The organism is Geodermatophilus sp. SYSU D00663, from assembly GCF_054050655.1.
Genome location: NZ_JBJGZT010000003.1, coordinates 75,892 through 101,464, shown reverse-complemented (window position 1 = coordinate 101,464; position 25,573 = coordinate 75,892). Strand labels below are relative to the sequence as shown.

30 protein-coding genes are annotated in these 25,573 nt (G+C 76.4%); 14 read left to right on the top strand and 16 right to left on the bottom strand.

The window, feature by feature from the left end; translation table 11 throughout:
• Positions 1 to 36 precede the first annotated feature (36 nt).
• Positions 37 to 2,298: a helicase-associated domain-containing protein gene (locus ACI79Z_RS03405; RefSeq protein ID WP_387988020.1), complete on the bottom strand. Its 2,262-nt coding sequence runs from the start codon at positions 2,296 to 2,298 to the stop codon at positions 37 to 39.
• Between the two features lie 57 nt (positions 2,299 to 2,355).
• Here ACI79Z_RS03405 and ACI79Z_RS03400 point away from each other — a divergent pair, with 57 nt between their 5' ends.
• From ACI79Z_RS03400 to ACI79Z_RS03390, 3 genes are all read left to right on the top strand, one after another.
• On the top strand, positions 2,356 to 2,916 hold the full coding sequence (locus ACI79Z_RS03400) for a hypothetical protein (RefSeq protein ID WP_387988019.1): 561 nt from the start codon (positions 2,356 to 2,358) through the stop codon (positions 2,914 to 2,916).
• A 93-nt stretch (positions 2,917 to 3,009) separates the two neighbouring features.
• Positions 3,010 to 3,237, top strand: coding sequence for a hypothetical protein (locus tag ACI79Z_RS03395; RefSeq protein ID WP_387988018.1), 228 nt, complete (start codon positions 3,010 to 3,012; stop codon positions 3,235 to 3,237).
• A complete protein-coding gene (locus ACI79Z_RS03390; RefSeq protein WP_456901692.1) occupies positions 3,234 to 4,889 on the top strand; it encodes an AMP-binding protein in 1,656 nt (551 codons plus the stop codon). The genes ACI79Z_RS03395 and ACI79Z_RS03390 overlap by 4 nt, the downstream gene beginning before the upstream one ends.
• A 12-nt stretch (positions 4,890 to 4,901) precedes the next feature.
• On the opposite strand, the gene ACI79Z_RS03385 is transcribed toward ACI79Z_RS03390, so the two are convergent.
• Both ACI79Z_RS03385 and ACI79Z_RS03380 read right to left on the bottom strand, forming a co-directional pair.
• Positions 4,902 to 5,207 (bottom strand): hypothetical protein, encoded by a 306-nt coding sequence (locus ACI79Z_RS03385; protein WP_387988016.1) that lies wholly within the window; start codon positions 5,205 to 5,207, stop codon positions 4,902 to 4,904.
• Positions 5,208 to 5,249: 42 nt separating this feature from the next.
• Entirely contained in the window at positions 5,250 to 6,017 is a 768-nt protein-coding gene (locus tag ACI79Z_RS03380; RefSeq protein WP_387988015.1) for an endonuclease/exonuclease/phosphatase family protein, read from the bottom strand.
• A gap of 70 nt (positions 6,018 to 6,087) precedes the next feature.
• Between ACI79Z_RS03380 and ACI79Z_RS03375 the strand changes: the two genes are divergently transcribed.
• Positions 6,088 to 6,657 (top strand): nucleotidyltransferase family protein, encoded by a 570-nt coding sequence (locus ACI79Z_RS03375; protein WP_387988014.1) that lies wholly within the window; start codon positions 6,088 to 6,090, stop codon positions 6,655 to 6,657.
• Here ACI79Z_RS03375 and ACI79Z_RS03370 read toward each other — a convergent pair.
• Together ACI79Z_RS03370 and ACI79Z_RS03365 are read right to left on the bottom strand one after the other, a co-directional pair.
• Positions 6,647 to 6,946, bottom strand: a complete 300-nt coding sequence (locus ACI79Z_RS03370; protein ID WP_387988013.1) for a DUF202 domain-containing protein — start codon at positions 6,944 to 6,946, stop codon at positions 6,647 to 6,649. The genes ACI79Z_RS03375 and ACI79Z_RS03370 overlap by 11 nt on opposite strands.
• Positions 6,946 to 7,314, bottom strand: coding sequence for a YidH family protein (locus ACI79Z_RS03365; protein ID WP_456901691.1), 369 nt, complete (start codon positions 7,312 to 7,314; stop codon positions 6,946 to 6,948). Before ACI79Z_RS03365 ends, ACI79Z_RS03370 begins: the two co-directional genes overlap by 1 nt.
• 115 nt (positions 7,315 to 7,429) lie before the next feature.
• Between ACI79Z_RS03365 and ACI79Z_RS03360 the strand changes: the two genes are divergently transcribed.
• Entirely contained in the window at positions 7,430 to 7,825 is a 396-nt protein-coding gene (locus ACI79Z_RS03360) for a cold-shock protein (protein WP_456901690.1), read from the top strand.
• 3 nt (positions 7,826 to 7,828) lie between these two features.
• Here ACI79Z_RS03360 and ACI79Z_RS03355 read toward each other — a convergent pair whose 3' ends face one another.
• Together ACI79Z_RS03355 and ACI79Z_RS03350 are read right to left on the bottom strand one after the other, a co-directional pair.
• A complete protein-coding gene (locus tag ACI79Z_RS03355; protein ID WP_387988011.1) occupies positions 7,829 to 8,326 on the bottom strand; it encodes a DUF2771 family protein in 498 nt (165 codons plus the stop codon).
• Positions 8,323 to 10,005: an MFS transporter gene (locus tag ACI79Z_RS03350; protein ID WP_456901689.1), complete on the bottom strand. Its 1,683-nt coding sequence runs from the start codon at positions 10,003 to 10,005 to the stop codon at positions 8,323 to 8,325. Before ACI79Z_RS03350 ends, ACI79Z_RS03355 begins: the two co-directional genes overlap by 4 nt.
• 100 nt (positions 10,006 to 10,105) lie before the next feature.
• Between ACI79Z_RS03350 and ACI79Z_RS03345 the strand changes: the two genes are divergently transcribed.
• Positions 10,106 to 10,894, top strand: a complete 789-nt coding sequence (locus tag ACI79Z_RS03345; RefSeq protein ID WP_387988009.1) for a DUF3027 domain-containing protein — start codon at positions 10,106 to 10,108, stop codon at positions 10,892 to 10,894.
• A 12-nt stretch (positions 10,895 to 10,906) separates the two neighbouring features.
• Here ACI79Z_RS03345 and ACI79Z_RS03340 read toward each other — a convergent pair whose 3' ends face one another.
• Positions 10,907 to 11,143 (bottom strand): DUF2530 domain-containing protein, encoded by a 237-nt coding sequence (locus ACI79Z_RS03340; protein WP_387988008.1) that lies wholly within the window; start codon positions 11,141 to 11,143, stop codon positions 10,907 to 10,909.
• Positions 11,144 to 11,252: 109 nt separating this feature from the next.
• Here ACI79Z_RS03340 and ACI79Z_RS03335 point away from each other — a divergent pair, with 109 nt between their 5' ends.
• Genes ACI79Z_RS03335 through thpR form a run of 5 tightly spaced genes read left to right on the top strand, consistent with a single transcriptional unit; the run spans position 11,253 to position 15,649 of the window.
• Positions 11,253 to 12,782, top strand: a complete 1,530-nt coding sequence (locus ACI79Z_RS03335; RefSeq protein ID WP_456901688.1) for an NCS2 family permease — start codon at positions 11,253 to 11,255, stop codon at positions 12,780 to 12,782.
• Positions 12,783 to 12,811: 29 nt separating this feature from the next.
• Positions 12,812 to 13,246 (top strand): MarR family winged helix-turn-helix transcriptional regulator, encoded by a 435-nt coding sequence (locus ACI79Z_RS03330; RefSeq protein WP_387988006.1) that lies wholly within the window; start codon positions 12,812 to 12,814, stop codon positions 13,244 to 13,246.
• Positions 13,243 to 14,619: an MFS transporter gene (locus ACI79Z_RS03325; protein ID WP_456901687.1), complete on the top strand. Its 1,377-nt coding sequence runs from the start codon at positions 13,243 to 13,245 to the stop codon at positions 14,617 to 14,619. Before ACI79Z_RS03330 ends, ACI79Z_RS03325 begins: the two co-directional genes overlap by 4 nt.
• Before the next feature lie 35 nt (positions 14,620 to 14,654).
• Positions 14,655 to 15,053 (top strand): hypothetical protein, encoded by a 399-nt coding sequence (locus ACI79Z_RS03320; protein ID WP_456901686.1) that lies wholly within the window; start codon positions 14,655 to 14,657, stop codon positions 15,051 to 15,053.
• Complete coding sequence (gene thpR / locus ACI79Z_RS03315) at positions 15,050 to 15,649, top strand: RNA 2',3'-cyclic phosphodiesterase (RefSeq protein ID WP_456901792.1); 600 nt, start codon at positions 15,050 to 15,052, stop codon at positions 15,647 to 15,649. Before ACI79Z_RS03320 ends, thpR begins: the two co-directional genes overlap by 4 nt.
• Here the strand turns inward: thpR and ACI79Z_RS03310 are convergent.
• Positions 15,618 to 16,586 (bottom strand): aldo/keto reductase, encoded by a 969-nt coding sequence (locus ACI79Z_RS03310; RefSeq protein WP_387988003.1) that lies wholly within the window; start codon positions 16,584 to 16,586, stop codon positions 15,618 to 15,620. The genes thpR and ACI79Z_RS03310 overlap by 32 nt on opposite strands.
• 28 nt (positions 16,587 to 16,614) lie before the next feature.
• Here ACI79Z_RS03310 and ACI79Z_RS03305 point away from each other — a divergent pair, with 28 nt between their 5' ends.
• Positions 16,615 to 17,430, top strand: coding sequence for a thioesterase family protein (locus ACI79Z_RS03305; protein ID WP_456901685.1), 816 nt, complete (start codon positions 16,615 to 16,617; stop codon positions 17,428 to 17,430).
• Here ACI79Z_RS03305 and ACI79Z_RS03300 read toward each other — a convergent pair.
• From ACI79Z_RS03300 to ACI79Z_RS03285, 4 genes are all read right to left on the bottom strand, one after another.
• Positions 17,427 to 17,987: a TetR/AcrR family transcriptional regulator gene (locus tag ACI79Z_RS03300; protein ID WP_387988001.1), complete on the bottom strand. Its 561-nt coding sequence runs from the start codon at positions 17,985 to 17,987 to the stop codon at positions 17,427 to 17,429. The genes ACI79Z_RS03305 and ACI79Z_RS03300 overlap by 4 nt on opposite strands.
• 53 nt (positions 17,988 to 18,040) lie before the next feature.
• Positions 18,041 to 18,817 (bottom strand): ABC transporter permease, encoded by a 777-nt coding sequence (locus ACI79Z_RS03295; RefSeq protein ID WP_387988000.1) that lies wholly within the window; start codon positions 18,815 to 18,817, stop codon positions 18,041 to 18,043.
• Positions 18,814 to 19,539, bottom strand: coding sequence for an ABC transporter ATP-binding protein (locus ACI79Z_RS03290; RefSeq protein ID WP_387987999.1), 726 nt, complete (start codon positions 19,537 to 19,539; stop codon positions 18,814 to 18,816). Before ACI79Z_RS03290 ends, ACI79Z_RS03295 begins: the two co-directional genes overlap by 4 nt.
• Before the next feature lie 155 nt (positions 19,540 to 19,694).
• Positions 19,695 to 20,648: an NAD(P)/FAD-dependent oxidoreductase gene (locus ACI79Z_RS03285; RefSeq protein WP_456901684.1), complete on the bottom strand. Its 954-nt coding sequence runs from the start codon at positions 20,646 to 20,648 to the stop codon at positions 19,695 to 19,697.
• A gap of 50 nt (positions 20,649 to 20,698) precedes the next feature.
• Here ACI79Z_RS03285 and ACI79Z_RS03280 point away from each other — a divergent pair, with 50 nt between their 5' ends.
• A complete protein-coding gene (locus ACI79Z_RS03280) occupies positions 20,699 to 21,499 on the top strand; it encodes a TrmH family RNA methyltransferase (RefSeq protein WP_387987997.1) in 801 nt (266 codons plus the stop codon).
• On the opposite strand, the gene ACI79Z_RS03275 is transcribed toward ACI79Z_RS03280, so the two are convergent.
• Together ACI79Z_RS03275 and sepH are read right to left on the bottom strand one after the other, a co-directional pair.
• Entirely contained in the window at positions 21,496 to 21,969 is a 474-nt protein-coding gene (locus ACI79Z_RS03275; RefSeq protein WP_387987996.1) for a general stress protein, read from the bottom strand. The genes ACI79Z_RS03280 and ACI79Z_RS03275 overlap by 4 nt on opposite strands.
• Before the next feature lie 92 nt (positions 21,970 to 22,061).
• Positions 22,062 to 22,985 (bottom strand): septation protein SepH, encoded by a 924-nt coding sequence (sepH, locus tag ACI79Z_RS03270; RefSeq protein WP_456901683.1) that lies wholly within the window; start codon positions 22,983 to 22,985, stop codon positions 22,062 to 22,064.
• A 154-nt stretch (positions 22,986 to 23,139) separates the two neighbouring features.
• On the opposite strand from sepH, the gene ACI79Z_RS03265 reads away from it, so the two are divergent.
• Entirely contained in the window at positions 23,140 to 24,381 is a 1,242-nt protein-coding gene (locus ACI79Z_RS03265; RefSeq protein WP_387987994.1) for an osmoprotectant NAGGN system M42 family peptidase, read from the top strand.
• 76 nt (positions 24,382 to 24,457) lie between these two features.
• On the opposite strand, the gene serC is transcribed toward ACI79Z_RS03265, so the two are convergent.
• A complete protein-coding gene (gene serC / locus ACI79Z_RS03260) occupies positions 24,458 to 25,573 on the bottom strand; it encodes a phosphoserine transaminase (protein ID WP_456901682.1) in 1,116 nt (371 codons plus the stop codon).

The following is a 25,573-nucleotide window of genomic DNA, read 5'->3' as shown; positions in this document are numbered from 1 at the left end:
TGGGTGCCTCTCCTCGGCGGGTGGGCGTCTGTCAGGTCAACCGTTGCCGGCGGCCGGGGCTTCCTCGTCGACCAGCGCGACGGAGGTGATCCGGTGCACCGCGAAGGTGCGGTTCTCCTGCCGGCGCTCGTCCCACCCCTGGAGGAAACCACCGGCCAGTGACACCGGCTGCACCACGCGCTGGCTGCCGCTGCCCTGGGCGTCGACGTAGCCCAGCCACACCGGGGAGCCGTCCCGGACGGCGCGGGCCAGCAGCTCCAGCGTGCCCGCGGTGGTCACCCCGGGGACCTGCCGGACCGGGGCGGTGGGGCGGGCGGCGAGCGCGGCGTCGCCGGCCCGGATCTCGCGGACGGTCGCCTCCGCCTCGGCCGGCGTCAGCGGGCGCCCGGCGGCCGACGGCGGCGGCCCGGGACGGCGGCCGGCGGCGCGGGGCCGGGCCGGCGGGCGGGTCAGGACGGCGCCGCCCGGCGACTCCCCGGCCGGTGCGTACCCGGCCTGCCGCAGCACGGTGAGCACCTCGTCGGCGCCCAGCCCGCTGACCAGCACGCCCGGGGCCAGCCGGCGCAGCTCGGCGGCCGCCGTCCGCCGGTCGCCGAGCACCTGGGACAGCAGCCCGTGGTCGTCGGAGCGGACGTAGCACTCGATCGCGCCGACCCGCAGCCGGCCGTGCTGGCGGGCGACGTCGTCGACCAGGTACCGCAGCGCCTGCGGCACCGGCGTCCGCGAGGCGCGGGCGAAGAACTCGTGCAGGTCGGTGGCCGACCACCCGGCGTCCAGCGCCCGGCGCACCGAGGACTCCGACACCCGGAACACCGTCGCCCCGCCGGAGGACTCGACGTCGGCGACGACGGCGAGGGTGTCGGCGAGGTCGGACACCAGCGGGCCGGGGGCGACGAGGGTGAGGTCGGGCTGGGCGAGGACGTGGTCGACCGGCTCGGGCAGCAGCCCCTGCACCCCGTCGGCCGCGCCCTCCTCGCCGCGGGTCAGCAGGCCGCGCCCGCCGGTGGACAGCACGCCGCCCACCAGGACGCCGAGCCGCGCGGCCTCCGCGAGCATGTCCGGCACCGGCGCGAGCCGGTCGGCGCGCCGCGGGGTCCGCCAGCGCAGCAGCGCGACGAGGTCGTCGGGTGCCAGCCCGCGGCCGGGCGGGACGTCCAGCAGCGCGGCCAGCGCCGAGCGGCGGATCGCCGGGGCGGTGTGCCGGACCAGGTCCGGCGACAGCGCGTTGACCGCCTTGCCCGCCACGTCCCGCGACCCCACCAGCGAGGGCAGCCGGGTGCTGTCCAGCCAGCCCGCGACCAGCGTCGCCCACCGGTCGGGCAGCGGCTGCTCGCGCCACAGGTCGTAGCCGCGGGTGGGCAGCCACTCGTCGCGGTGCGGCCCGCCGACGTCGAGCAGCCCCGCGGCGAAGGCCAGCTCCAGCAGCCACCCGGCGTCGGTCTCGGACACCGACAGCGCCTTGGCCAGCCGCTTGCGGTCCCGGACGGCGACCCCGCCGCTGCGCAGCAGCCCGGCCGGCTCCTCCTCGAGCACCGCCAGCAGCTCGCCGACCCGCCCGACCGCCTCCAGCGCCGCGCCGGCGGCCTGCCGGTCGACCGCGGCCGGGTCCCGCTCCACGGCGGCCGGCTCCGGGCGCAGCCGCGGCGGGCCGTAGGGGAGGTCCCCGCGCAGCAGGAGCCCGATCTCGCGCGGCAGCTCGACGTTGAGCGCGTCGATGCGGGCCAGCAGCCCGGCCTGCAGCAGCCGCCGGGCGGGGGAGGCCGCGCCGCCGCCGGTCTCGGGCAGGTGCCCGACCGGGCGGTCGCCGGCCAGCCGCTCGAGCACCTCGCGCTCGGCGGGGGCCAGCGCGCCGACGGCGGCGGCCAGGTCGGCGGGCAGGGTCACCCGGAGCTCGACGGCCCGGCGGCCGAGGCCCGCGGGGTACCGGACGGCGCGGCGCACCTGGTCGGGGGCGTGCAGGACCTCGTCGCCCCACAGCAGCGCCCGGGTGGTCAGCCGCTCGACCGCCGCGTCGACGACGTCCTCGGGCAGCCCGGGCAGCGCCGCGACGACGTCGGCGGCCTCCACGCCGTCGGTGGGGGCGAGCAGCACGACGTCGAGCACCTGCAGGGTGGCGGCGTCGAGGTCGTCGAGGGCGCGGTCCACCGACACGGGCACCGCCAGCCGGCTGGCCAGCGCGACGACGTCGGAGGGCGCGGGCCGGGCCACGTCGGGCCGCGCGGCCAGCAGCGCCCCGAGCTGGGCGTCGCTGCGGGTGCGCAGCCACGCGGCCAGCGTGGCGGGGCGGTCGGCAGGCATCCGGACCACGTTACGTCCGCGCCCGCCCGTGCCGCCCGGACGGCCGGTCCTGCCAGCATGGACGCCGTGCAGCCGGCCGCCGACGACCCGCACACCCGGAGCGCCCTCGAGGGCTACCGGGCCGGCGCCCTGCGCTGGCTGGCGGGCGGGCTGATCGCCGTCGTCCTGGCCGTGCTGCTCGGCGCCGTCGCCGTCGCCGTCGCCGAGGACCGCGGCCGCCCGCTGCCGCTGGCCGGCACGGTCGTCGTCGGGCTGGTGGTCGTCGGGCTGGTCGCCGTCGGCGCGGGCCTCGGCGCGCTGGCCCGCGCCCTGCGCTGGCGGCGGGCGCTGGCCGCCGTCCCCTGGCAGCGCGGGCTGCTGCGCATCGCCGGGCCGGCGATCGTCGCCTTCGAGCCCGAGGGCTACGACGAGTGGGACCCCACCCAGGAGCCGGTGCGGCTCACGCTGGTGAGCACCTCGGTCTGGCGCACCCGCCAGGTGCAGGGGCTCGACGGTGGCGAGGTGCGGCTCGCGCCGGTCGGCCCGGGGGAGTGGGTGCTCACCGCCGAGGGGCTGCCCACCCTCTACGGCGCCCGGTCCGCCCGGTCCGCCCGCCGCGCTCCCCGCGAACGGGGGTGACGTGGGCGGGGCTGCTGCGGGTAGGACCCGGGGCACGCGAGAATGACGCCGCACGTGCGTCCCCCGGGGGAGCGCACCGGACACGGAGGCGAGATGGCCAAGCGCAACGAGAAGCACGCCCACCTGGTGGAGCCGACCTGGGGCCAGTCGGAGAACGCCGGCCCGCCGGTGACCGAGTTCCTCGGTGAGATGGCCGGCCCGCTGTCCCCGTTCGGCGAGGACCACAGCTTCCCGCTGCCGCCGGACCGCATCCGCTACGCCCACCCCACGGACAAGCCCAACCGGGCCGGGGTGCAGCTGCCCGAGAACCGGCGGCCGTGACCACCCCCGCGCTGCCGTCCTACGCCAGCGGCACCTCGACCGTCCCCCTGCTCGGGGACACCATCGGTGCGGACCTCGACCGGACGGCAGCGCGGGTGGGCGACCACGAGGCGCTCGTCGAGTGCGCCACCGGTCGCCGCTGGACGTACCCGCAGCTGGTCGCCGACGTCGACGCCTGCGCCCTCGGCCTCGACGCCCTCGGCGTGCGGAAGGGCGACCGGGTCGGCATCTGGGCGCCCAACTGCGCCGAGTGGGTGTTCGTCCAGTACGGCACCGCCAAGCTCGGCGCGATCCTGGTCAACATCAACCCGGCCTACCGCACGCACGAGCTGGCCTACGTGCTGCGCCAGGCCGGCATCTCCGTGCTGGTCGCCGCGCCGGAGTTCAAGACCAGCGACTACCGGGCGATGGTGGCCGAGGTCCGCGACGACTGCCCCGACCTGCGCGAGGTCGTCTTCCTCGGCGACCCGGAGTGGGAGCGGCTGCTGGACACCGGCCGGGCCGCCGACCGAGGGCTGCTCGCCGAGCGCGCCGCCGAGCTCTCGCCCGACGACCCGATCAACATCCAGTACACGTCGGGCACCACCGGCTTCCCCAAGGGCGCCACGCTGTCCCACCACAACCTGCTCAACAACGGGTTCTTCGTGGGCGAGGGCTGCGGCTACACCGAGGCCGACCGGATCTGCATCCCGGTGCCCTACTACCACTGCTTCGGCATGGGGATGGGCAACCTCGGGGCCACCAGCCACGGCGCCACGATGGTCATCCCCGCGCCCGCCTTCGACCCGGCGGCCACGCTGCGGGCGGTGCAGGACGAGCGGTGCACGTCGCTGTACGGCGTCCCGACGATGTTCATCGCCGAGCTGGCGCTGCCGGACTTCGGCACCTACGACCTCTCCAGCCTGCGCACCGGGATCATGGCCGGCTCGCCCTGCCCGGTCGAGGTGATGAAGCGGGTGGTCACCGAGATGGGCATGACCGAGGTGACCATCTGCTACGGCATGACCGAGACCTCGCCGGTCTCCACCCAGACCGGCGCCGACGACGACCTCGACCGCCGCACCTCGACCGTCGGCCGGGTGCACCCGCACCTGGAGGTCAAGGTCGTCCACCCCGAGACCGGCATCACCGTGCCGCGCGGGACGCCGGGGGAGTTCTGCACCCGCGGCTACTCGGTGATGCTCGGCTACTGGGACGAGCCGGAGAAGACCGCCGAGGTCGTCGACGCCGCCCGCTGGATGCACACCGGCGACCTCGCCGTCATGGACGAGGCCGGCTACCTCAACATCGTCGGCCGGATCAAGGACATGGTCATCCGCGGCGGGGAGAACGTGTACCCGCGCGAGGTCGAGGAGTTCCTCTACACCCACCCCGACGTCGTCGACGCGCAGGTGATCGGCGTCCCCGACGAGCGGTACGGCGAGGAGCTCATGGCCTGGGTCCGGCTGCGCGAGGGCGCCGAGCCGCTCACGCCGGAGGCGCTGCGGGAGTTCTGCGCCGGGAAGCTGGCGCACTACAAGGTGCCCCGCTACGTCAAGGTCGTCGAGGGCTTCCCGATGACGGTGACCGGCAAGGTCCGCAAGGTCGAGATGCGCGAGGTGTCGGTGAGGGAGCTGGGCCTGGAGGCCGCGGCCGCCGTCAGGAACGCCTGAGGGCCGGGACGCCTAGGGAGCCAGCTTCACCAGCAGCCTGGACACCAGGTTGCCGACGACGACCCAGACCAGCGCCGCGATCGCGGCGTTGACCGTCTCGCCGACGCGCGGGTCCGACGGCCGGAACAGGTCGACGGTGAACCAGCCGAGGTCGCGGCGCACGTCCGCCGCGGCCGACACCAGCGCGTTCGCCGGGTTCGCCTCGAAGAAGGTGAACACCGCGTGGACCACGATCACCACCGCCACCAGCGAGGCGATCAGTCGCACCGCCGAGGCGACCAGGGTGAAGGCGCGGGTGCCGACGCGGGACGCAGCCATGCGCTGATCGTGACACCCGTCGCTGTCACGACGCCAACCGCCTCACCCGACCGCGCACGGCACCACCAGCGCGCGGTGGTCCGACAGCGGCAGCCGCACCACCTCGGCCTGGCCGGTGACGGACACCGACCCGCGGGCCAGCACGTGGTCCAGCTGCCGGACCGGGACGTCAGCGGGGAAGGTCAGGCCCGCGGCCAGCGGCCGCAGCCCGCTCACCCGGGCGGCCTTGGGCGGCTCCATGTTGAGGTCGCCGAGGACCACGAGCGGCTCGCGCGTCCCCCGCAGCGACCGCACCAGCCGGCGCAGCTGCACGGTGTTCCAGTACGGCACGAACGACAGGTGCGTGCAGGTGACGGTGAACTGCCCGGTCGGCCCGTCGATGACGGCGGCGACGGCGACCCGCGGCTCCTCGCTCACCAGCTGCGGCGCCCGCGTGCCGCGGAACCACACCGGCACCCGCCCGCGCAGCGTCGGCAGCCGGACCACCCGCCAGGACACCACCGGGTACCGCGACAGCAGCGCGACGCCGTAGCTGGCCGCGCCGGGCTGCTCGTCGCCGGTGGCCGCCATCCACGTGCCGCCGGGCGTCCCCGACAGCGCGGCCACGAACTGGTGGTCGACCGCGCCCATCGCCTCGGCGGCCACCGCGGTGAGGTCGGCGTTCATCGAGCGGGGCTGGTCGCGGTCGACCTCCTGCAGCGCCAGGACGTCGGCGTCCAGCGTCTTCACCGCCGCGGCGAGCCGGTCGACGTCGACCCGGTCGTCCTCGGGCGAGCGCCCGTGCAGGATGTTGAAGGTCGCGATGCGCACGGGACTCCCGTGCCCCCGCGGGCGGGACTCAACCGTGCGTGACCGGCCGGACGCCGGGTAGACGCACCCCGTGCTGCCCTCCGACCGCGACGAGATCCGTGACCTCCTCAAGCGCACCGCCGTGGCCCTCAAGGAGGGCGGGGTGCCCTTCGCCCTCTGCGGCGGCTACGCGGCGTGGGTGCGCGGCGCCCCCGAGCCCGACCACGACGCCGACTTCCTCGTCCCGGCCGGGGAGTCCGAGCGGGCGGCCAAGGTGCTCGCCGACGCCGGCCTGCAGGTCGAGGACCCGGCCGAGGACTGGCTGACCAAGGTCGTGCAGGGCAACTCGTTCGTCGACGTGCTCTGGCGCACCTGCGGCGTGCCGGTGGAGACCGACCTCATCGACCGCGCCGAGGACCTCCCCGTGCTGTCGGTGCACATGCCGGTGCTCGCGGCCACCGACATCCTCACCACCAAGCTCATGGCGCTCGACGAGCACTACTGCGACTTCTCCCGGCTGCTGCCGGTGGCCCGGGCGCTGCGCGAGCAGGTCGACTGGCAGTCGGTCCGGCGCGACGTCGCGGGCAACGACTTCGCCGTCGTGTTCCTCGACCTGCTCGGCCGGCTCGGCGTCGTCGACCCCGAGGCGGTCAGCGGCTGAGCAGGGTCGCGGCGGCGGCCAGCGCCGTCCCGGCGACGGCGGCGGTGACCAGCGCGGCCGCGGCCGGCGCCGCCGCCGGGGTCCGGGCGAGCGCTCGGGCCCGCCGCCGCGCGAGGACGCCGAGGACGCCGAGGCCGGTCACCGCCACCGCGGCCGCGAGGACCAGGGGCAGCACCCGCTCGTCGAGCACGGCGTGGGCGCCGAGCACCGCGGCGACGCCGAGCAGGCCGAGCCCGGTGCGCTGCCAGGAGAGGACGGTGCGCTGCGGCTGGGTCTCGCGGGCGGTCATCAGGCGACCTCGACGACCAGCAGCACCGCCACCAGCAGCACCACCGCGGTGACCAGCGCGACCAGCGCCGGGACCTCGGGGCCGGCGCGCAGCGGGGCGTCGGTGGCGATCGCCCGCTCGTTGCGCCGCCACCGCCCGTAGCCGGCCAGCGCGGTGCCGAGGCCGGTCGCCACGAGGGCCAGCCCGACCGCGCCGCCGCCCCAGGAGGCCCCGAGCCGGGGCACGTACGCCGCCACCGCCACACCGCCGGCGACCAGCGCCAACCCGGTGCGCAGCCAGGCCAGCAGGGTGCGCTCGTTGGCGAGGGTGAACCGGTAGTCCGGGTGCGGGGGGCCCGGGTGCGCGGCGGACTCGGACGCGGGCGGCACCCGGCCAATCTAGGTGCGCGGGACGGCTAACCTGGCAGCGAGCGGTGCGCCCGCGCCGCCGTCCGCCGGCCCCGTGCCGGGACACCCGCGAGCAGAAGCGACCCGAGGGATCAACGTGCCCACCGGCAGAGTCAAGTGGTTCAACCCCGAGAAGGGCTTCGGCTTCCTCTCGCGCGAGGACGGGCCCGACGTCTTCGTGCACAAGGACGCCCTGCCGACGGGCACCGCCGAGCTCAAGCCGGGCCAGCGGGTGGAGTTCGGCATCGTCGCCGGCCGCCGGGGCGACCAGGCGCTGCAGGTGCGGGTGCTCGACCCGCTGCCCTCGGTGGCGGCCAAGGTGGCCGAGGCCCGGCGGAAGAAGCCCGACGAGCTGGTCCCCATCATCGAGGACCTCATCAAGCTGCTCGACGACGTCTCGAACTCCCTGCGCCGCGGCCGGCACCCCGACCGCGCCGAGTCGCGCAAGGTCGCGGCGGTGCTGCGGGCGGTCGCCGGGGACCTCGAGGCCTGAGGCTCAGCCGGCCGGCGTAGGGGTGGGCGTGGTGCCCACCTCGCCGCCGGCGCGCAGGAAGCCGACCGGCCACGAGCCGGTGAGCAGGCAGTCGTCGTGCCGGTCCTCGACGACGACGAGGTAGTACGCCGGCGGGACGACGTCGGAGCTGTTGATGCCGTCGAACGTCGTCGTGCCCGGGTCGACGTCGACCTCGCCGAGCCGCTCCTCGAGGCGCTCGTCGAACACCTGCACGCTCCACCCGTTCGCCGCGACGTCGTCGGGCACGGTCAGCTCGATCGGGGTGTCGGGGGAGACCTCGACCAGCGGCGGCGTGACGTCGTAGCGCTGCCCCTCGCCCTCCCCGCAGTACTGCGTGGGCCGGGCGGTGACCTCCTGCGGCCCGGCGGTGACCGTGATCTCCGGCGGGGTGTCCGACGAGGCCGCGCCGCCGCAGCCGGCCAGCACGACGGGGAGCGCGCCGGCCAGCAGGACCGCGGCGGCGCGGGTGGGTGTCCTCACGGGCGGGGTGCCTCCGGCACGGTCGGGGCGTCGGGCGCGGCGGGGACGGCGCCCGGGACGGTGGGGGCGCTGGGGTCGACCGGCGCCCACCGGCGGCGGCGCGGCGTCCACAGCACCAGCCCGACGGCGAGCACGAGCAGCGCGGCGGCGACGGTGAAGCCGAGCCAGCCGATCGGCGGCAGCGCGATGCCGAGCGCGCCGCCGGAGACCCAGGCCAGCTGCAGGACGGTCTCGGAGCGGGCGAACGCCGAGGCGCGCAGGCTCTCGGGCACCTCGCGCTGGATGATCGCGTCGAGGGCGACCTTGCCCAGGGCGTTGGCGACCGCCGCGACGCCGGCGACGGCGGCCGCGGTGGCCAGCCCGAAGAACACCGCGGCGAGCACGGTGACCGCGGCGGCGACCCCGGCGGACCACACGACCACCCGGTCGGGGTCGGCGTGGTGCAGCCGGGACCCGATGCCGGTGCCGAGCACGCTGCCCGCCCCGGCCGCGCCGGCGATGGCGCCCAGCGCGAGGCTGGCCTCCCACCCGCCGTCGACCGTGGCCTGCACGAGGAACGCGGAGAAGATCGTCAGGAAGCCGCCGAGCCCGCGCAGCGCCGCGTTGGCGCGCAGCGCGAGCACCACGTGCGGGTTCACCGGCCGGCGCCGGCGGCCGGCGACGGGCACGGGCCCGGTGCTGAGGACGTCGGCGGGCTGCTCGCCGGCGGGGACGTCGACGTGGCGGGGCAGCCGGACGGCGAGCACGCCGGTGACGGCGAACACCGCGGCGGTCGCCCACAGCAGCGGCTCGAAGCCGGACGCCCAGGCCAGGCCCGCCCCGATGCCGCCGAAGACCCCGGCGGTGACCAGGCCGAACACCGAGAGACGGGCGTTGGCCGAGGTGAGCGACATGGCGCCGGGCAGCACCCGCGGGACGACGGCGGCGCGCAGCACGTTGTGCGCCTTGGACAGCACCAGCACGCCGAGCGCCGCGGGGTAGAGCAGCCAGTCGGTCTGGTGCGCGGCCATCACCAGCGCCAGCGCCGCGCGCCCCAGCGAGGCGGCGCCGAGCGCCCAGCGCCGGCCGCGCTGCAGCCGGTCCAGCAGCGGGCCGATGACCGGGGCGACCACCGCGAACGGCGCCATCGTGACCAGCAGGTACAGCGCGATGTTGCCGCGCTGCGCGTCGGCGGCCGCGGCGAAGAACAGGGTGCCGGCCAGCGAGACGGCGACCATCGCGTCCCCGGCCATGTGCAGGGCGTTGACCCACAGCAGCTGGGTGAGGCCGCTCTCGGCGGCGCCGTCGGCGCGGCTGGCGGCGCGCACCCGGGCGACGGCCGCGCCGGTGAGCTCGCGGGTGCGGGCGACGGCGACCCGGGTGACGGTCACCCGCGGCTGCGCCCGGGGCGCCGTCGGCGGCTCGGCCGGGGGCGGCACCGCGGCGGCCGGCGGCGGGACCGGCGGGGGGGCGTAGCCGGGCGGCAGCGCCTGCGGCGGGGGGCCGTACCCGGGCGCCGGGGCGGTCGGCGGGCCGTACGGGGGCGGGCCGTACCCCGGCGGGGGCGCCGCGGTCTGCGGCTGGGTTCCCGGGCGGGGCAGGTCCAGCGGGGTGGTGTCCCGGCGGTCGGGCGGGACCGGCTCCGGCCGCGACCGGCGCAGCGGGCCGCGGCGGGACCCGGGCGGACGCGACGACGGCACGCCCCCATGGTGCCGCACCCGCCCGGCAGTCCGGGGTGGGCGTGATCACGGGGGTCCCCGCGTGCGCGTCGTGGGCACCGCCGTCTGGGAACATGGGCCCGTGACCCCCGATCCCGCCCCCAGCGACGTGCTGACCGGCGCGGTCGACCTCGCCCGCGCCGCGGCCGAGGAGACCGCCGGCGACCCCGCGGTGGTCGGCGAGCACCTGGGCGCCACCCCGGAGCGGCCCGGGGACGCCCCGGCCGCCGTCCTCGGCGAGGTGGTCACCCACTCGTTCGCCAGCCGGCTGCCCGGCTACGTCGGCTGGCACTGGGCGGTCACCCTCGCGCACGTCCCGGGGGACGACGGCGCCACCGTCGACGAGGTCGTGCTCCTGCCCGGCGACGCCGCGCTGCTGGCGCCGGCCTGGGTGCCCTGGCACGAGCGGCTGCGCCCGGGTGACCTGTCGGTGGGCGACGTCCTGCCGGCCACCGAGGACGACCCGCGGCTGGTGCCCTCCTACACGACCGAGGACGACGCCGCGGCCGACCCCGAGGCGCAGGCGCTGGCCGGCGAGCTCGGCCTGGGCCGGGAGCGGGTCATGTCCCGCGAGGGGCGCAGCGCCGCGGCCGCCCGCTGGCTGGCCGGGGACTTCGGCCCGCGCGCGCCGATGGCCCGCCAGGCCCCGGGCCCGTGCGGCACCTGCGGCTTCTTCCTCCCGCTGGCCGGGTCGCTGCGGAACCTGCTCGGCGCGTGCGGCAACGAGTACGCGCCCGCCGACGGCCGGGTGGTCGCCGTCGACTACGGCTGCGGCGCGCACAGCCAGGCCACCCTGGCCGCCGGGGAGCCGGCCGAGGTCGTGACGTCGGCCCGCTACGACACCGCGGAGTTCGACGTCCTCACCGACTAGCGGCCCCGCCCCTCAGCGGCGGGGTCCCAGCTGGCCCTGCCGGCGCATGACCGCGAGGCCCACCCCGGCCAGCACGATCCCGGCCACGCAGGTCCACGTCCACACGCGGTCCACCCGGTCGCCGAGGAGCAGCAGGACGACGAGGGCGAGCGCCCACAGCGCCGTCAGGGCGAGGACGACGCGGGCGGTGTCCACGCGCAGCGGGGGAGGGGCCTGCTTCAGGGGGCCGGGTGCAGCGGGGCGGGACACACCGCCGACACTAGGCGGCGTCCCCCGGAGACCGGCGGGGAGGCGCGCGTGCGGTGTGGCACGCTGTCGCGGCTCACCGCCCGGCAGCCGCATGTCCGCAGGAGCCCGCATGCCCGAGAAGTCCCGTCCCGCCCGCGGTGCCCGCGCAGCCCGCGCCGCCGCCCCCACGGGGGACACGCCGGCCGACGTCGCGGTGGAGGCGCCGCCGCCGCGCCGCAGTGCCGGTCCGCAGGTCCGGCCGCGCAACGGGCTGGACCGCTACTTCGGGATCAGCGCCCGGCGCAGCACGGTCGGCCGCGAGGTCCGCGGCGGGCTGACCACGTTCTTCACGATGGCCTACATCGTGGTGCTCAACCCGATCATCCTGTCCGGCGCCGACGTCACGGGCGCCTCGCTGCCCTTCGGTGCCGTCGCCGCGGTCACCGCGCTGGTCGCCGGCGCGCTCACCGTGCTCATGGGCGTCGTGGGGCGGTACCCGTTCGCGGTGGCCACCGGCCTCGGCATCAACGCGATCGTCGCGGTCTTCGCCGCCACCCAGCTGTCCTGGCCGGAGATCATGGGCCTGGTCGTGCTCGAGGGCCTGCTGATCACCGTGCTGGTGCTCACCGGCTTCCGCCGGGCGGTGTTCGAGGCGATCCCGCCGCAGCTCAAGACGGCGATCGCGGTCGGCATCGGCTTCTTCCTGACGATCATCGGCCTGGCCGACGCCGGCGTCATCCGGCCGGGCACCCCGCTGATCAGCTTCGGCATCAACGGGCAGCTCGCCGGGTGGCCGCTGCTGGTGTTCGTCGTGGGGCTGCTGCTCACCGCGCTGCTCGTCGTCCGCCGGGTCAGGGGCGCGCTGCTCATCGGCATCGTCGTCTCGACGGTGCTGGCGATCGTCGTCGAGGAGATCGCCGACGTCGGCGTCCGCGTGGGGGAGGACAACCCGCGCGGCTGGGCCCTGCAGCTGCCGCGGTGGCCCGACGAGGTCATCAGCGCCCCCGACCTGTCGATCATCGGGGACTTCTCGCTGTTCGGCGGGTTCGAGCGGATCGGCGTCGTCGCGGCGCTGCTCATCGTGTTCTCGATCATGATCGCCGACTTCTTCGACACGGTCGGCACGGTCACCGCCGTCGGCGCCGAGGGGGACCTGCTCGACGAGGAGCGCAACCTGCCCGGCTCGCAGCCGGTCCTGCTGGTCGACTCGCTGGCCGCCGCGGCCGGCGGCGCGGCGAGCGTCTCGTCGAACACCACCTACGTCGAGTCCGCCTCCGGCGTGGCCGACGGTGCCCGCACCGGCCTGGCCAGCGTGGTCACCGGCGTGCTGTTCCTCGTCGCGATGTTCTTCACCCCGCTGGTGCAGATCGTGCCCTCGGAGGCCGCGGCCCCGGCGCTGGTCGTCGTCGGCGCGCTGATGATCAGCCAGATCCGCCACCTCGAGTGGGACGACATGTCCCTGGTCATCCCGGCCTTCCTCACCATCGCGCTCATGCCGTTCACCTACTCGATCACCAACGGCATCGGCGCCGGCGTCGTCACCTACGTCCTGCTGCGGACCGCGGTGGGCAGGCGCCGCGAGATCCACCCGCTGATGTGGGTGATCACGGCGCTGTTCCTCGTCTACTTCGCGCTGGAGCCGCTCCAGCAGGTGTTCTGAGCGGCGCTAACGACCGGTAGGCTGGGGCCGTGACCCGGTCGACGCTGGACACCGCGGCACTGGCTCACGACCTGCGGCTGGCGGTCATGCGCTTCTCCCGCCGGCTGCGCAACCAGCGGGTCGACACCTCGGTCACCCTCACCCACCTCGCCGCGCTGTCCACGATCAAGCGGCACGGCGCGATGAGCCCGGGGGAGCTGGCCGCGCACGAGCGGGTGCAGCCGCCGTCGATGACCCGCGTGGTGGTCGCGCTGGAGGGCATGGGCCTGGTCACCCGCACGCCGCACCCGACCGACGGCCGGCAGGTGGTCATCGACCTGACCCCGGCGGCCGAGACGCTGCTGGCCGAGGAGGCCCGGGCCCGGGAGGCGTGGCTGTCGAGCCAGCTGCAGCGGCTCACCCCGCAGCAGCGGGCGACCCTGCGCGAGGCCGCGGAGATCATGGAGGAGCTCGCCGGTGGGTGACGTCCACGCCTGCTGAACCCGGCTCGGGGGGACCGGCCACCAGCGGGCGCAGCCCGTTCCGGTCGCTCCGCGTGCACAACTTCCGGCTCTACGCGTCGGCGAACCTGGTCAGCCTGACCGGCACGTGGATGCAGCGCATCGGCCAGGACTGGCTGGTGCTGCAGCTGTCCGGCGACAGCGGGGTGGCGCTCGGCCTGATCACCGCCCTGCAGTTCGGCCCGACGCTGCTGCTGAGCATGTACGGCGGGGTGCTGGCCGACCGCTACGACAAGCGCCGCGTCCTCGTCGTCACCCAGGCGCTGATGGGCCTGCTCGCGCTGGGCCTCGGCACGCTCGTGGCCACCGGCGCCGTTGCGCTGTGGCACGTGTTCCTGCTGGCCGGCGCGCTGGGGTGCGTGTCGGCGGTCGACGCCCCGGTGCGGCAGGCGTTCGTCTCCGAGATGGTCGGCGGCGACCTGCTGGCCAACGCGGTCGGGCTCAACTCGACGATCTTCAACGGCGCCCGGCTGGTCGGGCCGTCGCTGGCCGGCCTGCTCATCGGCGCCTCGGGCGGCGACACCGCGCCCGCGTTCCTCGTCAACGCCGCCAGCTTCGTGTTCACCATCGGGGCGCTGCTGCTCATGCGGGCCGGGGAGCTGCGCCGCAGCGAGCCGGTCGCGCGCGCCCGCGGGCAGCTGCGGGCGGGGCTGGCCTACACCTGGTCGCGGCCGGACCTGCGGCTGGCGATGGTGCTGGCCTTCGTCATCGGCACCTTCGGGTTCAACTTCCAGGTCACGATCGCGCTCATGGCCCGCGAGGTGTTCGACCTCGGCGCCGAGGCGTTCGGCCTGCTCTCGACGACGTTCGCCGTGGGCTCGCTGACCGGCGCGTTCCTGTCCACCCGCCGCAGCGCCCGCCCGCGGCAGCGGTTCCTGGTCACCTCGGCCGTCGTTCTCGGGCTGCTCACCGTGGCCTGCGGCCTCATGCCGGGCTTCTGGCCGTTCGCCGTCCTGCTGGTGCCCACCGGCGCGGCGGCCCTGGTGTTCAGCGTGGCCAACAACAGCTTCGTGCAGCTGGGCGCCGACCCGCAGATGCGCGGGCGGGTGATGGCCCTGTACTTCACGTCCTTCATGGGCGGCACGCCGCTGGGCGCCCCGCTGATCGGCTGGGCCTCCGAGCACCTCGGCGCGCCGTGGGGGCTGATCCTCGGCGGGCTGGTCGTCGTCGCGGCCGGCGCCGTCGCGGGGCTGTGGCTGGCCCGGGGGCGGCGGGTCCGGCTGGAGGCGCACGTGCTCCCGCCGCGGCTGCGGCTGCACGTGGGGACGCGGGCCGTCCCGTCGCTGGCGCCGGCGGACGCCGGGGGAGGCCGGACGGCCTCTCAGGACGTACCGTGACACACGTCACGACCCGCGTCGTCCGTGGAGGCGACATGCCCGCTGCGCTGCTGCAACTCGGATCGATCGTCGCGGGCGTGGTCGGGTCGGTCGCGCTCATCGGCTGGCTCGCCAGGGTGGTCTTCGGGTCGGCGCAGGTGCCGGCGCCGCTGCGGCGCCGGAGCCCGGCGCCGGTGGAGCCGCCCCACCGGCCGCTCGAGGTCGTCGCCACCGACCTGCGCCGGCTGTCCCGCCAGGTCGCCCAGGTCCCCGCCGGGGTGCCCATGGCCCGGCGCCGCGGGATCCTCGCCGCCTACGACGACCTCCTCGCCGAGGCGGCGGAACTCCTCGAGATCCCGACCACGCTGCTCGGCACGCCGCCGGGCACCGCGCGCGACGCCGAGCGGCTGCGGGTGGAGACCGCGCTGGCCAGGGCCGGCCTGGTGGTGCGCTGAGCGCGCCGGCGCCGCTGCGGCTGTTCGTCGCGGTGGCACCGCCGGCGCCGGCCCGCGACTCCCTCGCGGCGGCCGTCGCGCCGCTGCGCGAGGCCCCCGGCGCGCCCCGCTGGGGGGACCCCGCCCGCTGGCACCTCACGCTGCTGTTCCTCGGCGCCGTCCCGGCGGCGCTCCTGGAGCCGCTCACCGCCGCCGTGGGGTCCGCGGTCGCCGGTACGCCGCCGGCGGTGCTGCGGCTGGCCGGCGCCGGCCGGTTCGGGTCCGCCCGGCGGCCGCAGGTGTTCTGGGCGGGCCTGGACGGCGACGTCGCCGTCGTCACCGCCCTGGCCGGGCGGCTGGCCCGCGCCGCCCGCGGGCTGGGCCTGCCGGTCGAGGACCGGCCGTTCCGCCCGCACCTCACCCTCGGCCGCTGGCACCCCCGCCGCCCCTCCGACGGCGACCTGCCCGCCCGGCTGGCCGGCTACCGCGGACCGGAGTGGACCCTGACGGAGGTGGCCCTGGTGCGCAGCACCGCGGGCCGGCACGAGACGCTCGGCACCTTCGCGACGGTCACCACCACGACGGTCACCACGCGTACTCCACCGGAGCGGGCCTGAAGCCGGGGAAGACCTCGTCGAGGCGGTCGAGCTGGGCCTGCTCCAGCCGCACGTCGAGCGCGGCCAGCGACCCGGTGAACTGCTCCATCGTGCGCGGGCCGACGATCGGCGCGGTGACGCCGTCCCGGTGCAGCAGCCAGGCCAGCGCGACGTCGGCCGGGGCGAGCCCCCACTCGCCGCAGGCGTCCTCGTAGGCCTGCAGGGCCGGGCGGTGCCGCTCGATGCGCCGCTGCTGGCGGTCCTCCGTGCGGCGGGTGCCCTCCGGCTGCCCGAGCGCGCCGGCGAGCAGACCGCCGGCGAGCGGGCTCCACGGGATGACGCCGATGCCGTGGTGCCGCGCCGCCGGGAGCACCTCGAGCTCCACGTGCCGGGTGAGCAGGTTGTAGTGCGACTGCTCGCTCACCAGTCCGAGGAAGTGCCGCCGGGCGGCGGCCTCGTTGGCCGCGACCAGCTGCCAGGCCGCGTGGTTGGACGACCCGACGTAGAGCACCTTGCCCTGGGCGACGAGCGTCTCGCAGGCCTGCCAGATCTCGTCCCACGGCGTCTCGAGGTCGACGTGGTGGAACTGGTAGAGGTCGATCCAGTCGGTCTGCATCCGGCGCAGCGACTCGTCGGCCGACCGCACCAGGTTGCGCGCGGACAGGAACGTGTCGTTGGGCCACTCGCTCATCGAGCCGTAGACCTTGGTGGCGAGGACCGTGCGCTCCCGGCGGCCGCCGCCCTGCGCGAACCAGGTGCCCAGCACCTCCTCGGTGCGGCCCTTGCCGGCGTCGAAGCCGTAGACGTTGGCCGTGTCGAAGAAGTTGACGCCCTCGTCGTGCGCCCGGTCCATGATCGCGTGGGCGTCGGCCTCCTCGGTCTTCCAGCCGAAGTTCATCGTGCCGAGGCACAGCCGCGAGACCGACAGACCGCTGCGCCCGAGGTGCGTGTACTCCACGGGGGACCACCCTGGCACCCTGTCCGCCGTGCCGCAGACCGACACCGCGCAGTCCGCCTTCGACCGGGTCACCGCCGTCACCCGCACCGAGGGCGGGGGCGTCCGGGCCGAGCTCGACCCGGGCTGGGACGTCGGCAGCGGCGTCCTCAACGGCGGCTACCTGCTCGCGGTCGTGGCGCGGGCGGCGCTGCTGGACAGCCCGCACCCGCACCCGGTGGCGCTGTCGGCGAGCTACCTGCGCGCCACCCCGGGCGGGCCGGCCGACCTCGCGGTCACCGCCGGGCCCGTCGGGCGCACGCTCGCGCACTCCTCGGTGCTGCTCGCCGGGGCGGCCGGGCCCTCCCTCGCCGTCCAGGTGACGACGGCGACCCTCGGCGCCGACGCCGTCGCCGACTACACGGTCAACCCGGCACCCGAGCTCCCGGCGCCCGACGAGTGCGTGGCCACCCGCACCACCGAGGGCGGCCCGGCCGTGGGCCTGGCCCGGCAGCTGGACACCCGGCTGGACCCGGCGACCGCTGGCTGGGTGGCCGGCCGGCCCTCGGACCGCCGGCTGCTGCGCGCCTGGATCCGGCTGGCCGACGGCCGCGAGCCCGACCCGCTGGCCCTGCTGCTGTTCGCCGACGCGCTGCCGCCCACCGCGTTCGCCGTCGGGAAGCCCGGCTGGGCGCCCACCGTGCAGCTGCAGGTGCTGGTGCGCGCGCTCCCGGCACCGGGCTGGTGCGTCGTCGAGTCCCGGTCCACCGAGGTCACCGGCGGCTGGTCGGACGAGGAGTGCCGGATCTGGGACTCCACCGGGCGGCTGGTCGCCCAGGCCCGGCAGCTGGCCCGCGTCGCGCGCTAGTCCCGCCGGCCGGGCAGGGCGACGTCCCCGGTGAGGTAGCGCTGCAGGGTGGGCCCGACGGCCGCGACCAGCTCCTCGGCCGGCGCGGAGGCCAGCGGCTCGACGCGGAGCACGTAGCGGGTCATCACCACGCCGACCAACTGGGAGGCCACCAGCGCGCCGCGGGCCTCGCCCTCGGCGGCCGGCAGGTCGAGGGTCCCGAGCACCCGCCGCAGCACCTGCGAGACGAGGAACTCGCGCAGCAGCCGCGCGGTCCACTCGTTGCCGACCGCGGAGCGGACCAGCGCCAGGCCGGCCGGGCGCATGGGGCCGTCCCACACCCGCAGCAGCATGCGGACGACGTTCTCCCCGAGGTGCTCCGGCCCGGCCGCGAGCACCTCGGGGAGGAAGGCCTCGGGGTCGGCCGGTGCCTCGATCGCGGCGAGGAAGAGCTTGTCCTTGGTGCCGAAGTAGTGGTGCACCAGGGCGGGGTCCACGCCGGCGGCCGTGGCGACCGCGCGGATCGACGTCGCGTCGAAGCCGCGCTCGGCGAAGGCGGTGCGGGCCGCGGCCAGCACCGCCTGCCGGGTGTCGGGGTTGCCGGGGCGCCGTCCGGAGCGCCGTGCTGCCGTCAGCTGGTCCTCCTCCGCAGGGTCGCCGCCGCCAGGGCGAGGGCGAGCACCGCCGCGCCGGCCACGATGCCGACGTCCCGCCACATCGTCCCCGTCTCGGCGGCCGACCGCCCGACCTCCTGCAGGGCCTCCACCGCGTAGGTCAGCGGCAGCACGTCGCTGATCGCCTGCAGCCAGCCGGCCATCTGCTCGCGGGGGACGAGCAGCCCGCAGAGGAAGAACTGCGGCAGCACGACGACCGGCATGAACTGCACGGCCTGGAACTCGCTGCGGGCGAACGCGCTGGCCAGCAGGCCGAGCGCCACGCCGAGGACGGCGTTGGCGACGGCGATGAGCACCACCAGCCACGGCGACCCGGCGATGTCGAGGTCGTAGAGCGTGGTGGCCACCGTGACCGTGACCAGCGCCTGCACCGCGGCGGCCAGGCCGAACGCGACGCCGTAGCCGAGCAGCAGGTCCAGCCGGGACAGCGGCGTGGTGAGCAGCCGCTCGAGGGTGCCGGAGGTCCGCTCCCGCAGCATCGCGATGCTGGTGACCAGGAACATCACCACGAACGGGAAGACGCCGAGCATGGTGAGCCCGACCCGGTCGAAGACGCTCGGCTGACCGGGCAGCGTCGGCACGTCCCGCCAGAGCAGGTACAGCAGCCCGAGCAGCAGGCTGGGCAGCAGCACCATCATCGCGATGGTGCGGTGGTCGTGCCGGAGCTGCCGCAGCACCCGGGCGGTGATCGCGCCGGTGAGCCGGGGGCTCAGGACGGCGGCCGGGGCGCTCACGCCGCCACCTCCTGCTGCTGGGCCCGCACGAGGCGGAGGAAGGACTCCTCGAGGTCGTCGGTGCCGGAGTCGGCGCGCAGCCGCGCGGGCGTGGAGTCGGCCAGCAGCCGGCCCTCCCGGAGCAGCAGCAGCCGGTCGCAGCGCCCGGCCTCGTCCATGACGTGGCTGGAGACGACGAGGGTGGTGCCGGCCGCGGCGAGGGCGTGGAACCGGTCCCACAGCTCCACGCGCAGCACCGGGTCCAGGCCGACGGTCGGCTCGTCGAGGACCAGCAGCTCCGGCTCGCCCACCAGCGCGCAGGCCAGGGACGCCCGGCCGCGCTGGCCGCCGGAGAGGTCGCCGACCAGCTGCCCGGCGGCGTCGGCCAGCCCGACGGCGGCCAGCGCGTCGTCGGCGGCCCGGGCGCCCCGGCCGTACAGGGCGGCGAAGTGGCGGGCGTTCTCCCGCACGGTGAGGTCGGCGTAGACGCTCGGCGCCTGGGTGACGTACCCGACCCGGCGGCGCAGGCCGGGGGAGCCGGCGGGCTCGCCGAGCACGGTCACCGTGCCCGAGCGCACCTTCTGCACGCCGACCAGCGCGCGCATGAGCGTCGTCTTCCCGCTGCCGCTGGGTCCCAGCAGGCCGGTGACCCGCCCGGCGGGGACCGCGCACGACAGGTCGTGCAGCACCCGGCGGCGCCCGCGGTGGACGACGAGGTCGGTGACGGTGACGGCGTCGGTCATGTCGGCCTCCCGAGTGGCGAGAACTCAACGCCTGATGAACTCAACGCTAGATGAGTTCTGCGGGCGGCGTCAACGGCCCCGTGCGCGGGGAGGGGTCAGCGGCGGCGGGCCGCGGCGTCGGCCGGGCCCGGGGGAGGGGCGAGGCCCGCGGGCGCTCAGCGCCCGCCCAGTGCGGCGCCGAGCAGGTGCCCGCTGGTCCAGGCGCTCCCCACCTTCGACGGCGCCCGCCACCCGTCGCCGCAGACGCCGACGCCGTCGACCAGGCCGAACGGTTCTTCGCGCGGGGCCGCCGGCTTGGCGAAGGCCCAGCGGTGCACGTGCGTCCAGGCCGGCGGGCGGTCGATGCCCAGCGCACGGCACACCGCGGCGGTGACCTCCGGCGCCGCCCGGCCGGGGTCGTCGAGGTGCGCGGCGGCGGTGCCCGGCGTCGTGTGCGCCACCAGCACGGGGGCGCCGTCGCCGCGCCGGTCGCCGTCGTCGGCGACCCACTCGACCACCGGGTCGTCGTGCACGAAGGCGCCGTGCAGGTCGGCCGGCCAGTGGCGCTCGTCCCAGCCCAGCGCCACGGCCAGGGTCGGCTGCCAGGGCCGCGCGCCCTCGTCGCCGAGCAGGCGGGCGGCCAGGTCCGGCGGCAGCAGGCGGCGGGCCTGCGGGTCGAGCAGCGCCAGGACGGCGGCGGGCGCCTCCGCGCCGTCGACCCGGGCGCCGGGCTCCACCCGCTCCACCGAGGACTCCTGGACGACGTCGAGGCCGGCGGCGAGGTCGGCGACCAGCGAGCGCAGCCCGCCGGGCGCGGCGTAGCGGACCGGACCGCTGCTGCTGTCGCGGATCCCGTCCGGCCCGGCGACGGCGAACGTGTCGGTCCACGGCCGGGCCAGCCCCCGGGCCACCCAGTCCCCGACCACGGCGGCGAACGGCGAGCCGGGCTCGGCGGTCAGGTAGGAGGCGCCGAGGTCGGTGACCCGGCCGGCCAGCGTCCGGGACGCCATGCGGCCCCCGGGGCGGCGGCCGCGGTCGCGGACCAGCACCGGCACGCCCGCGTCCGCGAGCGCGCGGGCACAGGCGACGCCGGCGATCCCGGCTCCGACGACGACGGTCCTGTCGGTCACCACTGGATCCTGCGGGCGGGGGGCGCGGACCGCTCGGGGAGGATCGGGGCGTGAGCGTGCAGATCACCGACGTCGCCGACGAGCGGGTGGCCGACTTCCGCGACCTGCACGCCGGCGACCGTCCCGCCGGGCGGGTGCGGGGGACCGGCCCGGTGATCGTCGAGGGCGTCCCGGCCGTGCAGCGGCTCCTCGCCTCGCCGTACCGGGTGCGGGCGGTGCTCGGTGTGCCCGGGCGGCTGGCCGAGCTGGATCTCCCCGAGGGCGTGCCCGCCTACGAGATGGACAAGTGGGCGCTGTCGGAGCTGATCGGCTTCCGGCTGACCCGCGGCGTCCTGGCATCGGCCGACCGCCGCCCGCCGGCCGACGTCGGCGCGCTGCTGGCCGGGCCCGACCCGGCGGCGCCGCGGCGGCTGGCGGTGCTCGAGGCGCTCAACGACGCCGAGAACCTCGGCTCGATCGCCCGCTCGGCCGTGGCCCTCGGCGTCGACGGGCTGCTGCTGGACCCGCGCTGCGCCGACCCGCTCTACCGCCGCGCGGTGCGGGTCTCCATGGGGCACGTGCTGGCGCTGCCGTTCGCCGTCCTGACCGACTGGCCGGCCGGGCTCGAGCGGCTGCACGCGGCCGGCTACCTCACCGTCGCGCTCACGCCCGCCGCCGACGCGGTGGACCTGGACGAGGTGGACCCGCGGGCGCACCCGCGCACCGCGGTGCTGCTCGGCGCGGAGGGACCCGGGCTCACCCGGGAGGCGCAGGCCGCCGCCCGGGTGCGCGCCCGGATCCCCATGCGCGCCGGCGTCGACTCCCTCGGCGTCGCCGCCGCGGCCGCCGTCGCGTTCGCGACCCTCCGCTAGTTGCGCAGGGACCAGCGGGCCAGGATGGCGCGGGCCTCCTCGGCGCGGGAGGGGTCGCACATGACGTCGTACCGGCTCGCGGTGACCTGCGAGACGCTGGTGAAGTCGCGCTGACCGCGGGTGGCCGCGTAGCCCATGGCGCCGAACAGCGCACCGAACAGCAGACCGATCAGCAGGCCGGTCAGCACCGAGCTGATCCAGCTGGTGCCGTCGGGGGCGAAGATGCCCAGCAGCAGGCCGACGAACAGACCCCACCAGGCGCCGCCCGCGGCACCCGCGCCGATCGCGCGGCCCCAGGTGAGCCGCCCGGTGACCCGCTCGACCATCCGCAGGTCCGACCCGATGATCGTGACGTTCTCGACCGGGAACCTCTCGTCGGAGAGGTGGTCCACCGCGGCCTGCGCCGCCTGGTAGCTGTCGTACGACCCGACCTGGACTCCGCCCAGGGGCATCGACACGGACATCGACATGTTGCGCTCCACTCCCGCACTCGTTCGGTTGTGGACGACGTACCCGCGGCCCCCCGGACGGACACGTCGGTCCGGAGTGGCGAGCGTACTGCTCAGCGGTTGCGGCGGACCCCGAAGACGATGTCCTCCCAGGCGGGCACGCGGGCGCGCGGGTCCTCGTCCTCGCCGTCGGACTCGCCGGTGCGCAGCACGACGGTGTCGTGCTCGGAAACGTCCTCGTCCTCGGCGGGGTCGGTGCGCCGCTCACCCGGGCCGGTGCGCGGCTCGTCGGCCGGCGGGACGGGCCGCTCGGACGCCGGCCGCTCGGGCGCCGGGCGGTCCGGGGTGGGGCGCTCCGGGGTGGGGCGCTCCGGGGTGGGGCGCTCGGGGACGGCGGCGCTGCGGTGCACGGGCAGCGCCGGCCGCTCGGCGGGCACCCCGGGGACGACGCGGACCAGCCGGGTGCCCTCCGCGAAGTCGCGGGTGGGGGCGTCGAAGGGGCTGACCGCGCGGCCGGCGAGGTCGTAGGCCCACTGCGTGGTGCCCTCCTTGGTCCCGGCGCGCCAGGCGGCGGTGACCACCCAGGTGCCGTCCTCGGAGCGGGCGGCGTCCCAGCGGACGGCGTCGAGGTCGGCGCCGAGCAGCCGCAGCCGCTCGGCCATGAACTGCTGCAGCGGCTCGCCGGAGGTGCCCTCCGACAGCCGGACCCGGGCCTGGCGGGCCTGCTCGGCCATGCGGGCGCGCTCCTGCAGCACCGTGTGCGCGAAGCGCATGATCCGCTCCACCCGGGTTCCCGAGGCGGACGCGACCTGCTCCGGGGTCTCGCCGGCGCGGATGCGGGCCTGGATGACCCGCGGCGACAGGCCGCCGTCGGACTCCATCTGGCCCAGCCGGCGGGTGTCCCCGCGGGCCGCGGCGCGCACCCGGTCGTCGATCGGCAGCTCGAAGCGCTCGCCCTCGTCACCGTCCCCGCCGTCGAGGGCGAGGACCAGGCTGCGGCCGTCGTCGGACAGGCCCACGAGACGCAGCGAGCGCACGGGACCTCCTCGGACGGACGGCGGGACGACGGGATCCCCTGGGTGACAGGGGACCACGCGCGAGGCTATCCGCGGCAGCCGGGTCCGTGCCGGATGTCCTCCGGCGTGGCGGGCCGCGCGGGCGCCCGCCCGGTCCGTCTTAGACTCGACCCCCATGCTGACCGGCCCCCGGGACGACACCGGCCTCGTCCGAGACGACGGCGAGCTCAACCCCCGCTTCCTGCCGAGCCCGGTCGACGCGGGACAGAAGCGCCTGCCCATCGACATGGACTACGTCCAGCGCGTGCTACTGCAGATGCTCGACATCCCGAGCCCCTCGGGGCGCACCGACCACGTGATGCAGCTCATCGGCGGCGAGCTGCGCAGCCTGGGCATGGACTTCGAGGTCACCCGCCGCGGCGCGCTGCTGGCCGAGCTGCCCAGCGCCTCGCCCGGCGCCGACCGGACCGTGGTGGTGCACGCCGACACGATCGGCTGCATGGTCAGCGGGCTCAAGGACAACGGCCGGCTGGCGATCGTGCCGGTGGGCACGCACAGCGCCCGCTTCGCCGAGGGCGCCCGGGTGATCATCTTCTCCGACGACGTGTCCGGCGACTACCGGCACACCGGGACGATCCTGCCCAACAAGGCCAGCGGGCACCGCTTCGGCGACGAGGTCGACGAGCAGGGCGTGGGCTGGGACCACGTCGAGGTCCGCGTCGACGAGGTGGTGCACAGCCGCGCCGACCTCGAGCGCCTGGGCATCCAGGTCGGCGACTTCGTGGCCATCGACCCGCAGCCGGTGATCACCCCCAGCGGGTTCGTCAACAGCCGCCACCTCGACGACAAGGCCGGCATCGCCGCCGCGCTGGGCGCGTTCAAGGCGATCATCGACTCCGGCATCCAGGTGCCGGTGACCGCGCACCTGCTGGTCACCATCGCCGAGGAGGTGGGCCTGGGGGCCAGCCACGGCCTGGACGCCGACGTCGCCGAGCTCGTCTCCATCGACACCTCGGTGGTCGCGCCCGGGCAGGCGTCCTCCGAGCAGTGCGTCAACATCGCGATGCAGGACTCGACCGGGCCGTTCGACTACCACCTGACCCGGCACCTGATCGACCTGTGCCGGGTGCACGAGGTGCCGCACCGCCGCGACGTCTACAAGTACTACCGCTCCGACGCCGCCTCGGCGCTGGAGGCCGGCGCCAACACCCGCGCCGCGCTCATCGGGTTCGGCATCGACGGCAGCCACGGCAACGAGCGCACCCACCTCGAGGGCATCCGCAGCACCGCCGAGCTGGTCGCGCTCTACCTGCAGACGGACCTGACCTTCCGCAGCTGGGACCGCCGTCCGACCGGCGACCTGCGGGACTTCCCGAGCACCGCCGTCCAGCCGGCCGACGGCGAGCAGGCCCGCTGACCCCGGCCACGTGCTGGAACGGCCCCCGTGCAGGGTCCGCCGCGAGTCGGCGAGCGGTGGGGGCGAGGGGGTCCTTCTAGAGGCGCTCGACGACGAAGTCGATGCAGGCGGTCAGCGCGCTGACGTCGTCGGGGTCGACGGCGGGGAACATGCCGACCCGCAGCTGGTTGCGGCCGAGCTTGCGGTAGGGCTCGACGTCGACCACGCCGTTGGCCCGCAGCACCTTCGCGACCTGCGCGGCGTCGACGGAGGGGTCGAAGTCGACCGTGCCGACGACGAGGCTGCGCTGCTCCGGGTCGGCGACGAACGGTGTCGTGTAGGAGGTCTTCTCCGCCCACCCGTAGAGCCGGCTCGAGGACTCCCGGCTGCGCGCGACCGCGCCGGAGAGCCCGCCGAGGCCGAGCATCCAGCGGACCTGGTCGGCGAGCAGGAACAGCGTCGCGACGGCGGGGGTGTTGTAGGTCTGGTCCTTGGTGGAGTTGTCGACGGCGATCGACAGGTCCAGGAACCCGGGGATCCACCGCCCCGACGCCTTGACCTCCGCCACCCGCTCCAGCGCCGCCGGGCTCATCAGCGCGATCCAGAGCCCGCCGTCGGAGGCGAAGGACTTCTGCGGCGCGAAGTAGTAGGCGTCGGCCTCGGCGACGTCGACCGGGAGGCCGCCGGCGCCGCTGGTGGCGTCGATCAGCACGAGCGCGTCGTCGTCGGCGCCGTGCGGGCGGACCACCGGCGCCATGACCCCGGTCGAGGTCTCGTTGTGCGCCCACGCGTAGGCGTCGACGCCGGGCTGCGCCGTCGGCAGCGCCAGCGTGCCCGGCTCGCCCCGCGTGACGACCGGCTCCTCGAGGAACGGCGCCTCGGCGACCGCGGAGGCGAACTTCGCGGAGAACTCGCCGTAGGTGCCGTGGGCGCTGCGCCGCCGCACCAGCCCGAGGGCGGCGGCGTCCCAGAACGCCGTGGAGCCCCCGTTGCCCAGCACGACCTCGTAGCCCTCGGGCAGGTCGAACAGCTGGGCCAGCCCCTCGCGGACCTGTCGGACCAGGCCCTTGACCGGGGCCTGGCGGTGCGAGGTGCCCATGAGCGCCGCGCCCTCGGACGCCAGCGCCCGCAGCGCCTCCGGGCGGACCTTCGACGGGCCGCAGCCGAACCGCCCGTCGGCGGGCAGCAGGTCGGCGGGGATGGTGGTGCTCAT

Excerpts from the sequence above, each read along its gene's own strand:
- ACI79Z_RS03320 (WP_456901686.1), top strand. The coding sequence starts at position 14,655 with ATGCCCGCTGCGCTGCTGCAACTCGGATCGATCGTCGCGGGCGTGGTC.
- ACI79Z_RS03265 (WP_387987994.1), top strand. The coding sequence starts at position 23,140 with ATGCTGACCGGCCCCCGGGACGACACCGGCCTCGTCCGAGACGACGGC.
- ACI79Z_RS03385 (WP_387988016.1), bottom strand. The coding sequence starts at position 5,207 with ATGGCTGCGTCCCGCGTCGGCACCCGCGCCTTCACCCTGGTCGCCTCG.
- serC (WP_456901682.1), bottom strand. The coding sequence starts at position 25,573 with ATGAGCACCACCATCCCCGCCGACCTGCTGCCCGCCGACGGGCGGTTC.
- ACI79Z_RS03335 (WP_456901688.1), top strand. The coding sequence starts at position 11,253 with ATGCCCGAGAAGTCCCGTCCCGCCCGCGGTGCCCGCGCAGCCCGCGCC.
- ACI79Z_RS03395 (WP_387988018.1), top strand. The coding sequence starts at position 3,010 with ATGGCCAAGCGCAACGAGAAGCACGCCCACCTGGTGGAGCCGACCTGG.
- ACI79Z_RS03405 (WP_387988020.1), bottom strand. The coding sequence starts at position 2,298 with ATGCCTGCCGACCGCCCCGCCACGCTGGCCGCGTGGCTGCGCACCCGC.
- ACI79Z_RS03275 (WP_387987996.1), bottom strand. The coding sequence starts at position 21,969 with ATGTCGATGTCCGTGTCGATGCCCCTGGGCGGAGTCCAGGTCGGGTCG.
- ACI79Z_RS03370 (WP_387988013.1), bottom strand. The coding sequence starts at position 6,946 with ATGACCGCCCGCGAGACCCAGCCGCAGCGCACCGTCCTCTCCTGGCAG.
- ACI79Z_RS03290 (WP_387987999.1), bottom strand. The coding sequence starts at position 19,539 with ATGACCGACGCCGTCACCGTCACCGACCTCGTCGTCCACCGCGGGCGC.
- ACI79Z_RS03400 (WP_387988019.1), top strand. The coding sequence starts at position 2,356 with ATGGACGCCGTGCAGCCGGCCGCCGACGACCCGCACACCCGGAGCGCC.